General features: G+C 61.3%; 1 pseudogene. It reads left to right on the top strand.

Features of this window, described 5'->3' with window-relative positions:
• A pseudogene (locus SCA31_RS25165) lies at positions 1 to 243 on the top strand (MFS transporter); the annotation flags it as partial.

Raw genomic sequence — 243 nt, 5'->3', positions numbered from 1 at the left:
GCCCGAAACCACCGCGCCGGGCTTGCTCGCCGTCGTCGGAGTCTTCGACGTTGTGGGAACCATCGCATCGGGTTGGCTGACCGATCGCTTCAACCCGAAAATCCTGTTGGCCTTCTACTACCAGTTCCGAGGCATTGGCCTGCTGGTGCTGCCCCTGCTGCTCAGTTCATCGGTGCAGCCAAGCATGATCATCTTCGTGGTGGTCTATGGACTGGACTGGGTGGCTACGGTGCCGCCCACAGC

The organism is Chryseobacterium sp. SIMBA_028 (assembly GCF_046535285.1).
Lineage (GTDB): Bacteria > Bacteroidota > Bacteroidia > Flavobacteriales > Weeksellaceae > Chryseobacterium.
Note: the sequence above shows the minus strand (reverse complement) of the source record. Positions and strands in the feature narration are given on the sequence as shown.